The sequence below is a fragment of the Clostridium estertheticum genome (assembly GCF_011065935.2).
In the GTDB taxonomy this organism is placed as follows: Bacteria; Bacillota; Clostridia; order Clostridiales; family Clostridiaceae; genus Clostridium_AD; species Clostridium_AD estertheticum_A.
In genome coordinates, this window is sequence record NZ_JAAMNH020000001.1 from 4,686,388 (window position 1) to 4,698,603 (window position 12,216).

General features: G+C 29.5%; 9 protein-coding genes. 1 reads left to right on the plus strand and 8 read right to left on the minus strand.

What is annotated here, in order from left to right:
- Positions 1–108: 108 nt before the first annotated feature.
- The 4 genes from G9F72_RS22340 to G9F72_RS22355 all read right to left on the minus strand — a co-directional run bounded on the left by G9F72_RS22340 (position 109) and on the right by G9F72_RS22355 (position 6,239).
- The gene (locus tag G9F72_RS22340; RefSeq protein ID WP_164959030.1) at positions 109–2,469 is read right to left on the minus strand and encodes a transglutaminase-like domain-containing protein; all 2,361 of its coding nucleotides are present in this window, start codon (positions 2,467–2,469) and stop codon (positions 109–111) included.
- Positions 2,466–3,518: a DUF58 domain-containing protein gene (locus G9F72_RS22345; protein ID WP_164959031.1), complete on the minus strand. Its 1,053-nt coding sequence runs from the start codon at positions 3,516–3,518 to the stop codon at positions 2,466–2,468. The genes G9F72_RS22340 and G9F72_RS22345 overlap by 4 nt, the downstream gene beginning before the upstream one ends.
- Before the next feature lie 133 nt (positions 3,519–3,651).
- Entirely contained in the window at positions 3,652–4,593 is a 942-nt protein-coding gene (locus G9F72_RS22350) for an AAA family ATPase (protein WP_164959032.1), read from the minus strand.
- A 257-nt stretch (positions 4,594–4,850) separates the two neighbouring features.
- On the minus strand, positions 4,851–6,239 hold the full coding sequence (locus G9F72_RS22355; RefSeq protein ID WP_164959033.1) for a VanW family protein: 1,389 nt from the start codon (positions 6,237–6,239) through the stop codon (positions 4,851–4,853).
- Between the two features lie 186 nt (positions 6,240–6,425).
- Between G9F72_RS22355 and G9F72_RS22360 the strand changes: the two genes are divergently transcribed.
- Positions 6,426–7,466 (plus strand): M42 family metallopeptidase, encoded by a 1,041-nt coding sequence (locus tag G9F72_RS22360; RefSeq protein ID WP_164959034.1) that lies wholly within the window; start codon positions 6,426–6,428, stop codon positions 7,464–7,466.
- Positions 7,467–7,545: 79 nt separating this feature from the next.
- On the opposite strand, the gene G9F72_RS22365 is transcribed toward G9F72_RS22360, so the two are convergent.
- From G9F72_RS22365 to G9F72_RS22380, 4 genes are all read right to left on the minus strand, one after another.
- A complete protein-coding gene (locus tag G9F72_RS22365) occupies positions 7,546–8,916 on the minus strand; it encodes a TolB family protein (protein ID WP_164959035.1) in 1,371 nt (456 codons plus the stop codon).
- On the minus strand, positions 8,909–9,415 hold the full coding sequence (locus G9F72_RS22370; protein WP_164959036.1) for an RNA polymerase sigma factor: 507 nt from the start codon (positions 9,413–9,415) through the stop codon (positions 8,909–8,911). Before G9F72_RS22370 ends, G9F72_RS22365 begins: the two co-directional genes overlap by 8 nt.
- A 279-nt stretch (positions 9,416–9,694) precedes the next feature.
- A complete protein-coding gene (gene sleB, locus G9F72_RS22375) occupies positions 9,695–10,366 on the minus strand; it encodes a spore cortex-lytic enzyme (protein WP_164959093.1) in 672 nt (223 codons plus the stop codon).
- Between the two features lie 164 nt (positions 10,367–10,530).
- Positions 10,531–11,793, minus strand: a complete 1,263-nt coding sequence (locus G9F72_RS22380) for a magnesium transporter (protein WP_164959037.1) — start codon at positions 11,791–11,793, stop codon at positions 10,531–10,533.
- Between the last annotated feature and the right edge of the window lie 423 nt (positions 11,794–12,216).

Below are 12,216 nucleotides of genomic sequence, written 5' to 3' on the forward strand. Positions count from 1 at the left end.
TTTTACCTTCCTTCTTAATGTGTTTTGTTGAATTTATCTTAAGTTATAGAAAATAGACTAGGTCATTTTAGAGTAGCCTAGTATAATATTAACTAGGCTACTAGCCTGTTATTTAGATGTACCTAAGTACTTATTCAATAAATATTTGAATCTTCCTTCATATTCCTTTAAATATCCCTCCAAAAACTTGTAGTATTCTTTATTATTTACTCCCACGGCTGATTGTCTGCCATAGAACTCTGCATATGATCCTCCAACTAAAATTACCATTCTTTTTTTAAGCTCCAAATTTACTATTTTTTTTGCAAACTCTAAATCGCCTTGATCCTCTGGTTTATCTATCCTTATTGCACCTAGTCTATAGATATAATAATTATAAAGTGGTGCAACTTTTTTAGATCTTAATAGCTTACTGCGCCTTTTTAAAACTTTTATAATTCTCATTAGAATAAATAATATAACTGAAGCTAATATATTCATTGCCTTAAGTTGAAAATCCGATATTGCCCCTACCTTACTTTCGGAAGCTCCTTGTGCTGGATCAATATCCTCAATAATTTTTTTGGGCTTACGAATATTATTTATACCCACATTACCACTATTAACAGTACTTTTTTGTTCTTCTTCAAGCGCCTTTAATTTCCTTTGCATGTCTTCTGAGGCAGTAGGGGATGCATCTGCTATTGTCCACATATTTGAATATTCTGAAGCTCCAAGTAGTACTTCACACCAAGCATGAGCGTCAGAATTAGAAACACTATATAATCCGCTAACATCTTTTTTATCAGGTGTTTTGAATCCTTCTACATATCTTGAAGGAACTCCTGCCATCCTGCACATCACAGTCATTGCCGTATTAAAATAAGTACAGTACCCTTTTTTCTCCTTGAATAAAAAATAATCAACAAATTCACTATTCTCAGGTATTACTGAAACCTGTAAATCATACACATAATTTTTTGTTAAATAATTTTTAATTTGTAAGACCTTATCTATACTAGAATGCGCATCCTTTGTAATATCCTTGACTAAATCGTAAGTCCTTTTAGAAATATTTTCTGGCACCTGGAGATATTTACCATAGTTTTTTACTACTTTAAAATCCTCACTATATCTATAAGAAAATTTATCTTCAATAAGAGTATCTTTATTAATAAATATATTTACATCCTTTGGTTTAGGTTGTATCAAATAATCCATAGGCAAAAAATATTTATTACCCGATGCATAATCAACTCTTCCTAAAATTTTTGTATAGGAAGCTCTTACATCTTCAATAGTATCAATCACATCACTATATCCATAAAAGTCTACAGAATAAGCCTCTTTAACAACTTCTCCACTTAGTGCTGTAGCTGCCTTATCATAATACATGGCCTCCCCCACAGCTGTAAAATTAAAAGCGTAGTTAGGTACAAATATTGTATTGGTTTTAAATTTTTTGTCTGGATATATAGTTAATGAATTTTTCTTACCTATTGCACTGCTACCATAACTGACAAATTTCATATCTCCACCGAACAATTTTTTATAATAATTTCCGTTAGCTTTGCCCCATTTATATCCATCATATAGATCCATAACATTACCCTTTAAATAATAAGGCTTATCACTTTTAGCCTTAAAAACTTCTTGGTAATCCAGCGAAATAGGTCCACCTAATCTTTTTTCATTATTATTGTAACCAGAGCTAGACAAACTATATCTGTCATTATTTGCCGAGGAAGTCCCGGCAGCATCAGAGGCAAATTTATTCTCGAAAAAATTACCAAAGTAAGTTAATTCTTTTCCATTATACTCTTGTGGTAATATAGTGGCTATTTTAGAAATCATCAATGATACTATAACTCCATAAACTAAAATATAGCTGAATTTTAAAGATACTTTTACGCCTTCATCCTTATACTGCTGAATTCTTTTAATATGACTCATAATAATAAAAGTCAATGAGGAAATAAAAATATATATAAACAAATGATGTTTAACTACAAGATAGCTACTAGAAAACCATAATGTAATAACTGCCACAAGAGTTACTATTAATATAAATTTCTTCATAAATCTAAAAGTCACCCATAAAATCAGTACAGTAATTAGTGGAATCAATAGGATAAGTATAATCTTATATTGATAAAAATAAGTAGTAGACCCCTCATATATAAGATCGTTTAAAGTGATAATATTCCCCGAAAAATAATCATTCAACATGCCTTTTATAGCATAAGCTCTAATTAGATAATAAACACCACCTATACTAAATATAAATAATGTAAACAAAATCTTATAACTTGATTTTCTGAGCACACACTGATAAAACCAATAAATTAAAAAGCCCATTATGAATAGCAAACTCGTAAATCCATAATTAAAATTTTTAATATAGATACCTTTTTCTAGAAGTCTTAAAATAAAGTTAAAGTTTATAAATATCAGAACTATGTATATGAGTCTTTCCTTTATCCACTTCATTGCTTCACCTTCTCTATGATTTGCTTAAAATTAATGCAATCTATTCCAACATTTTTAAGAAGATCAATGTTTTTGAAAGTATTTGTATTTTTAAAATTGTTTAAAATATTTGCGTAGTAAAATACATTAACTCTATATCCCATTCCTTTTAAATTCATAAGCATATTTCTTAAACTATCATCAACAGCTATACTTACAAATCCTATCCAATTTCTTTTAGGTACATGTTGTAGATTTGATTTTACAAAACTAGTAAATTCTAGAGTGCCATCACTTTTAGCTTTTAAGAAGTATTCCATTAATCCTTGAAAATCTTCTATAGACTCCATTTCTATATTTTTTTGCTCTTTTGCATGTATAAATAACTTAGTTCTGATTTTATTAATCATCATATATTTTGCTAGGGACACTAAAAAATCTACCATATCTTCCTCAATAATCTCAAATAAATCATTATCTAAATTATCGGTATGCATATTTACAAACAAATTACATTCCTTACCCGAAACCGAATCAAAATTCTTCACATATAGTTCTCCATGCTTAGCACTTAATTTCCAATGTACTTTTTTAAGATTATCTCCTGTATTATACTTTCTTATATCTTTAATTAATGTAAAATCATCAATTCCATTTTTTCCATTAATAAGATTTTCATAACTATTCCGTCCGCTTAAATTTATATTTCCCAAATCATATACCTTAGGATATACCTTAATATTAAGTTCATTGTGGATATTTATTACTGATTTAAATATCAAAAGTAAGTCATTTACCTTAAGAGATATATCTCCAAAATCATAAACTCCCCTTTTAGTAAAAGTGATATTATTATTAATCCATATACCCTTGTCCCCGCCTACATAAATCAAATCCCCTTGGTATCCTTGTATTAGTGAGGATAAAACTCTGCTTTCAACATGAACACATGGTGTGGGAATTACCCCTAAATTTTCTACTATAATTGTTACATTAGCGATGTCTCCAACATTATATATTTTGCTGTCACATCTAAATTTTGCATATAAACTTTTCTTAGCCATACTCATATAAATTATCCCCAAAACTATGCTCACTAAAAATACATAAAATATGGAATATGGTAAATTACCTCCTGATATAAAAGCGAAAATAAAAGCTACAATGCTTAGAAATACTATTTTTTTATCTACCCTAATCATGCTATTTAACCTTAGGAACTTGAATGGTTCTTAAAATATCTAAAATCACCTGCGACCTGCTATAATTATTAGCTCTAGCTGATGAGGTCAAGGTTATTCTATGGCTTAACACAATCATTACATTTTCTTTTATATCCTCAGGTATAATATAATCTCGCCCATTAATAAGCGCAGTTGCTTGTGCAACTCGTTGCAGCGCTAAGGATGCTCTTATGCTTCCTCCTAAAAGTATAAAAGTATTATGCCGAGTGGCATTAACTATTTTAACTATATATTCATTTAATTCTTTTTCCACATGAATTTCTCTAACTTTTTTCTGTAAATATATGATATCATCATCTGTGGCTACTGGTTCTAATTCTTCAATAGGATTACTTTGCCTATATAGATCTAATATATCCTCTTCAGCATCTGAGTGAGGGTAACCTATACTTACTTTAATCATAAATCTATCTAATTGTGCCTCTGGTAATGAAAAAGTACCTTCATACTCTATAGGATTTTCAGTGGCTAAAACTAGGAATGGTTCTTTTAGCTTATATGTAATTCCACCTTCTGAAATTTGTTTTTCCTCCATTGCCTCAAGCAGTGCAGACTGTGTTTTAGGCGATGTTCGATTTATCTCATCCGCCAGTACTATACTAGAATAAATAGGTCCCTTTTTATATTCAAACTCCATGGTCTTTTGGTTATATATAGATACCCCAATAATATCTGAAGGTAAAAGATCCGGTGTAAATTGAATTCTACTGTATGATAAACTTAATGACTTTGCTAAGGCTTTTATGAGTGTGGTTTTTCCTACCCCTGGAACATCTTCAATTAAAATATGACCATTAGCTAATATTCCTTTTAATATATTGTATACTTCAAGTCTCTTTCCCAAAATAACTTTTTCTATATTATCTGCAATCTTATGAACTAATTCCACTTCATTTGTCATAATATATCCCCCCTATCAACTTAAGTTAAAAATACTATAATATTATGTCATTTATATAATATTATAGTATTTATATAATATCATGTTATTAATTATTTATCCATTAGTTCAATTATTTAACTTAGATTTTTCTATAATTTGTAGTTGTTCTATCCCACCCTAAAACATTTCTTAAATATTATACTTTTCGTTATAGCATAATATAAGAAAAAACATAACGCTAATTAAAACGTTATGTTTTCATATATATATATCTATTATTGTGCAACTACTGGAGGTACTACTGGGGCTATGGTGCCCTTCTTCTTAGTACCAACTTTTACAATTCCATTAATAACGTTAAAAGTATCCTTATTTATAACCACTGTATTAATTAGTTTACCATTTTCAAAGGTTTTTCTAGATACTTTAACCTTATATCCATTATAACCAGGTTTAACAATTTCACTCTCACCTTCGTACTTAGTTGGATCTTTTACTATTTCTGTTTTAGGTTGAGTAACTTCCAATATCTCACTTGTAATTTCATAAGTTCTGTTAGTTAATGTGGAATTAGAATAAATATTGAAATATACGTTTCTGTTTGATACAATGCCTTCAATAAATATTGGATACTTATAGGTATTTTTAAACTTATAATCAAGATTGCCATAATCTACTGTAGCATCCTGTCCTTTTGGAATATATCCTGAAGAAATTGTATGATGAGTTCTTTCTACAGAAACAAGCTCAGTACCAAGTATTGCATTATACAGAGTAGATGAAACCTGACATATCCCACCACCTAGACCTTGTTCTATTTTATCTCCAATAATTACTCCTGCGCTTTGATAGCCTCTCGCTGCTGTTCTCTGTCCTACTGTCCCATTAAAGCTAAACACATCTCCAGGCATTAATAGTGTCCCATTAATACTTTTAGTGGATAGTCCTATATTAGTTGCTCTGCCTTCTGCGGAGCTTGCAAAGTTCGTAGTATAAGTGGATATTCTTGTATTTATTGCCTTTAAAGCCGTCGCTGAAACTTTAGGTTTTACTTGGGTCACTGGGGCCACAATACTTATAACATCAGCAGAAAGAACACCATTGATTTTGCTTTTGATATCTTTTTTTAATACATCTTCTTGTAACTGCCTTCCAACCACATCATTAGTAACACTAAATCGACCACTACTAACCATAGTTATAGTTGCATCTACAGCCTTTTTATTTATATCTTTAGTTATTTCCCCTAGCTTTTGATCAACAATCTTATCATTATATTCAAAGGTTAGCTTTATTTGCTTTACAACAGGATTTTTTATAGCTTTATATTTTTGAAACATATTCATTTCTCTTCCATAGCTGTATGCCTCTTCTATTGCTTCATTAATATTATACTTTGCATCTAGCATTGAGTAGTCTAAAGTATATTTTTTCTCCTCAGTTACTATATCAATTTTTTTCTTAATCACTTGGCTTGAATACTTGTCCATCATTAATTTTTGGGCTTCTTCCTTAGTTTTCCCTGTTAAATCTTCATTTTCTATTTTAACTGTAGGTAAAATCAACGAATCCCAATGTTTTACTTCAACATAAGCATAGCTAGTAAATATAACCGTACCTAACAAAATTAAAATTCCTACTATTATAATTGCTTTTTTCTTCATATAAATTCTCCTTCTCTACTCGTAAATATTATACTACAAACAAACTAATATTCCTATATACTTTTATTTTTTTATGCTCGATTTTCATAGCTATTTATTATTTTAAATTAAATATTTTAGTTTAAATTTAACATTTTTTATGATAATATTATGCCAATACTAATTTCATCTATAAGGAGTGGTAATATGAATTATAATGAAGATAAAATTAAATACTATTTAAAAAATATTCTATCAATAGGTAGTCCTTCTGGTTATACTGAAAAAATTATGGATTACATAAAAGAAGAGCTTCAAATATTAAACGTTCCACACTTCACTACTAATAAAGGTGCTGTTGTGGTTACCCTTAAAGGCAAAAATGATGAATACCAAAGGACGCTCTCTGCTCATGTAGATACACTTGGTGCAATGGTTAAACAAATTAATTCCAGTGGATCCCTTGCAATAGATCCTATTGGTGGATTCATGATGAATTCAATAGAAGGTGAAAACTGCACTATTGAAACTATCCAGGGTAAAACCTTCACAGGAACTATTCAAAGCACAAAACCTTCAGTACATATTAGTGGTGACCAGGCTCGCGAACTTAAAAGAACCCCGGAAAATATGGAAGTAATTCTTGATGAAAAAATTTCTTCAAAAAAAGAAGTTGAAGAACTAGGCCTCAACGTTGGTGATTTTATTTGCTTCGATACAAGAACACTATTTACTGAAAAAGGCTTTATAAAATCTAGGCATCTGGATGATAAAGCTTCAGTTGCAATTTTACTTTATGCTATAAAACACATTGTAGAAAGTAGCATTGAACTTCCATATACAACTAATATATTTATTAGCAATTATGAAGAAGTTGGGCATGGAGCTTCTGCTTCGATGCCAGAAAAAACTAAAGAGTTTGTATCTGTAGATATGGGTTGTCCAGGTCTTGATCAAAACTCTTCTGAATATAGTGTTTGTATCTGTGCCAAAGACTCATCAGGTCCTTATGATTTAAGACTTCGAAAAAAATTAACAGATATATGTATAAAAGAAAACATAGATTATAAAATAGATGTTTATCCACATTATGGTTCTGATGCTTCAGCTGCCTTAAGAGCTGGCTATGATATAAAAACAGCTTTAATTGGGGCTGGTATTTTTGCTTCTCATGGTTATGAAAGAACTCATATGGATTCTATATTATGCACTTTGGATTTAATAATTAAATACTGCATAGCTGAGTAAGACTCATAAAATTAGAAGAACAAGAAATATAAAATTGGTAGTAGAAATTTTTCTACTACCAATTTTATATTATAATTATTTATTTATCTATGTTAAACTTAATGAATTCAAACATTTGTGCATCATTGTTTTTTCTAATAACATATATTTCTTTATTGTTAGAAGACCAAATACTCTCATAATAGCTATATTTACTAGTTACATTAAGGTCACTAGTAACACTTCCACTTCTTACAGCATCTGCCCAGGATTGAATACTATCACCATTGATATTAACTTCGTTATTTGTTAAACTATGGGTGTTTTCAGTTACTAAATCAAAAACCCATAAGCTAGAAAATGTTTTTTGAATATAAACATCTTTTTTAACAGTATTTGCATCATAGTTCTGAGTTTCTTTATCTTCCTTTACATAACTTATTGTGTTACCGTCATCAGAAAAAGCAGGATATTTACCATTATCCACAAACCTTTTATTAGTTGTTGCTAAAGTTAGGATAAATATTTTACCTTCATTTTCATAAACTAACTTTTTACCATCTTTTGATACCATAGGATCTTTTCCATCTACAAGTTTACTAGATTCTTGGCCATTTTTATCTGTTAAATAGATAGCTCCATTTTTTTCACCAATATCCCCATTTTCTAAGGTTACCTTTTCTGATTTATAATAAATTATTCCATCATTAGGTGTAAAATTAGGCTTTTCAACTATTTGAGTCTTATCATTATAAGTTATTAATTTTTTCTCATTTGATGACTGCATATCCTTTACAAATATACCGCCATCTTTAACACTAACTAGGCTCTTTCCACCAACAGAATACCTTGAATCGTAGAATTTCAAACTTAAAACTACATCTTCTTTGATCTCTGTTTTAGGTACATTTACTGGACCTGTCACAACTGTTGAAACACTAGAATTTTTATGGTCCTTAACTAAGCCTTCATTTATGTTGTCATCACTTACCTCTGTATTTACCTTACTTGGGTTTTTATTAACTGCATTACTATTCTTATTACTATATTTTTCTAAAAGATTACCAACAGTGCTACCTTCACTACCACTTGCTATACTTGGTATACTATTGATGTTTGCTACTGCAACTTTAGGTTGTAGCAAATTTGTATTTGTACTATTTTTGCCACTATTTATTGGACTAATAACATCAGTTTTCTCTTCACCCTTTGCAAATATATTTTTACTTGGAACATCTATAACCTTAAATATTGTCCCACTTACAAATACGCAAATTACAAAGCCCGAAGCAATTTTAAAATATTTGCTTTGTTTAAAGTTATTTTTACGTTTAGGCAGTTCTGTAATATTGTTGTATTTATCTCCAAATAATATTCTGTTTTTTAAATCGCATTTAAATTCCTCATCAATAACAATCTTTGCTGCATCATTACACAATAATCTCTCTACGTAAAATTCGTTGCTAACCAATTACATCACCTCCTAAACTATGTTCATAATTTTTCTTAATTTTCTTTATAGCCCTTGAAATAGTTGACTTAACAGTATTTTCTGCTACATTTACTGTTTCTGCAATTTCTCTAAATTTGAGACCACCATAAAATCTCAAATAAAGCATTTTTTTTGTATCTTCTGGTAATCCATCAATTATTTTTTTCACTCCATTAAACTCATCTCTGATAACAATATCCTCATATCCAAAATCTTCATCCCCTCTATCCAAAAAACTTTCGATGGGGATTACTTTGCTGTTTTTTCTATAAAAATCTATAATAGTATTATGAGCTATACGAAAAATCCAATTTTTGCTTGCTTCTACCTCAGTAATTTTATCTTTATTTTCAAATATTTTAGTAAACACAGTTGCTATTATATCTTCTGCGTTCCATTTATTTTTTACAGAAACAAAAATATATCTGTACACGCAATCATAGTACATATCATAAAGCTGTTCGAACTTGCTTTGCATTAAGAAGTACCCCCATTATAATTTGTTAATTCTAATATCACTAGTTATTAAAAAAACATTTCGATTAATATACGTGGCTTTTTATATTTAGTTGCATAATTTACTAATTTTTATGTAAAATATTTAGAAATATTTAGAAATATTATAACATAATTTGAATATTACTAATGTTATTTATAAAATAAAATATTGTATTTTGAAAATTAGAACAAAAATCCACAATAAATATAAAATTTTGTAATTTTATATTTATTGTGGATTTTACTTATTATAAATTAATTAGCTACAAAATCTATGCTTACCAATTATTTTTATAAGTGGGCGTGACCAAATCCACTTATTAGTACTTGTTTCAGGATTAAAATAGAAGACTGCCCCTCCAGAAGGATCCCACCCATTTATTGCATCTCTTGCAGCCCTTATGGAGCTGTCTTCAATTTTCGCATTTATTTGTCCGTCTACTATGGCTGTGAATGCACCTGGTTGATAAATCACCCCTGCAATTGTAGATGGAAATCTTGCATCAGATGTTCTATTGAGAATTACTGCTCCAACAGCCACTTGGCCTTCATAAGGTTCTCCTCTAGCCTCGCCATTTATGAGTCTAGCTATTAAATCCACATCCTTATTGTTTGTTACGTTTTGGCCAGAAGCTGTTCCACTAGAATCTGATGTACTTGGATTTATACCTATGGCCGCTAGTGTTTGGCTTCCTGCCACCCCATCTACCACAAGTCCATTGTGTGATTGAAAGGACTTAACTGAAAGGTAGGTATTATAGCCATATATTCCATCAACACTATTGTTATAATAGCCCCATTTTTTCAATTTAGTTTGAATTTCTATAACCTGATCGCCACGCGCCCCATATTTATAAACCTTTGCTATTGCTGCCTTACTAGAAATATTAAAATAAGCTTCACTTGCAAAATATGCAATTAAAACAGTCATAACCACAGCGCTGCATCTTTTGAGTAAATGTTTATTAATCTTCAAATTATTCCTCCTTAATGCTATTTATTTTCACATGTCTAATATATACTCTTTATTAACAACATTAGTTTGTGCTAAATTTCAAAAAAAATACACCATGCTACTTAAAGCACAGTGTATTTTTATATAATTTTTTTGAGTTTTCTTTTCCATCTAGGAGACAATAGTTCTTCAATTATATCATTCATAATTACTATTCCGCATAATTTTTCATCTAAATCCACTACAGGAAGCGAAATTAAATCATATTTCAAGGCTACCTCAATTGCATCCTCAATGTCTTGACAATCTTTTATTTTAATAACTTTATCATCCATAATATCTTTCAATTTCTGAATTGGAGCCGAGAGCACTAAATTCCTGAGTGAAATAAACCCTTGAAGTTTTTCATCCTCATCTACAATATAAATATAATGTATTACTTCATCTTCAGGTTGAAGCTCCCTTAAAATTTCTATAGTTTCACTAGCTGTAATATTTACATTAAAAGATATAAAATCTTTATTCATTATGCTTCCCACAACTTCATCTGGGTAATCCATAAGATTTCTAATCTCTTCTTCATCCTCTTTATTAAAATTCAGAAGAATTTTTTCCGCATCAACTTCCTTCATTTCATCTAAAATATCAGCAATTTCATCATTAGGCATTTCATCTAAAATTTCTTGCGCGCGGATGTTGTTTATAGTACTTAAAATATCTGCTTGCACCTCTGGTTGTAGTTCCTCTAGGGTATCTGCTGCTAAATCTTTATCTAGGCTCTCAAAAATTTTGTTTCGTGCCTCAGTATCAAGCCCCTCTAAAATATCCGCAAGGTCTGCAGGGTGGAGCTTAGTTAATTTTCCGTAGGGCTCCGTTAGTTTTAAGCTATCAGCTACCATTTCTAGTGATTGAACACTTTCCCAGGTTATACTATTCTCTTGAGGTTTTTTGCCCAATATATCATATAAAAATCTAATTATCCCATCTAATTTATATTTTCTTGAAGCTGCAATAATACCTGATTCTACGGCTACAACTCTTATTTCTCCACCAATCTTATTCATGGTTAGATCATTAACTTTAACAACTTTCTTGCCATTAACATCAACTATTTGTTTATTTAATAAATGTTTAGATAAAAGGTAAGAAAATTTCCTAGGAATTATATCTTTAACTCCCCTTACTCGTAGCACTATTCCTTTATCCTCTTTACACATATCTATATTTCTAAATTCATAATTATAAATTTCTCTTCCTTTTTTGATTTTATATCCTATTACTCTTGGATATCCTTGTTCAGTAGTAACATAAATATCAAACAACTTCCCAATATTATCCTCAAATTCATCATACACATTTTGATTAAGTACTTTACTTAAAAAAAATTCAGAAACTTTTTCCATAAATATTCCTCCTCTTTTGCAGAGAAATATTAAAATATAATTAATAACCCATTGATTTTTAATCACAATTAAAACTATATTAATTTCTAATACAACAATTCCCCTGCATATTAATATTAAATTTTAGAATTAATTTTGACCTTCTAATCCGAGGGCCATTTTCCATTTAGTTTCACCACCTATAAAATTTATACTTCATATTAGTATATTTTTAAATATTAATTTGTGTACAAAAAAATATTCTATCACTATATAATTATATTATAAATACTTCAAAATGCAACTATAAAAGAGAAATTCAATTAAAATTGTCCATTACACTATTTTAAATAGTCCTAGTAAGTTTTATATCAATATTTCTCATTATTACTTAAAAATACATATAATATTTTCGTTTTTTATAACTTTGTAACAACACTATAA

Bases quoted from the DNA above. Each gene is read 5' to 3' on its own strand.
- G9F72_RS22380 (WP_164959037.1), bottom strand. From the start codon at position 11,793: ATGGAAAAAGTTTCTGAATTTTTTTTAAGTAAAGTACTTAATCAAAAT.
- G9F72_RS22360 (WP_164959034.1), top strand. From the start codon at position 6,426: ATGAATTATAATGAAGATAAAATTAAATACTATTTAAAAAATATTCTA.
- G9F72_RS22345 (WP_164959031.1), bottom strand. From the start codon at position 3,518: ATGAGTATGGCTAAGAAAAGTTTATATGCAAAATTTAGATGTGACAGC.
- sleB (WP_164959093.1), bottom strand. From the start codon at position 10,366: ATGACTGTTTTAATTGCATATTTTGCAAGTGAAGCTTATTTTAATATT.
- G9F72_RS22350 (WP_164959032.1), bottom strand. From the start codon at position 4,593: ATGACAAATGAAGTGGAATTAGTTCATAAGATTGCAGATAATATAGAA.
- G9F72_RS22340 (WP_164959030.1), bottom strand. From the start codon at position 2,469: ATGAAGTGGATAAAGGAAAGACTCATATACATAGTTCTGATATTTATA.
- G9F72_RS22370 (WP_164959036.1), bottom strand. From the start codon at position 9,415: ATGCAAAGCAAGTTCGAACAGCTTTATGATATGTACTATGATTGCGTG.
- G9F72_RS22355 (WP_164959033.1), bottom strand. From the start codon at position 6,239: ATGAAGAAAAAAGCAATTATAATAGTAGGAATTTTAATTTTGTTAGGT.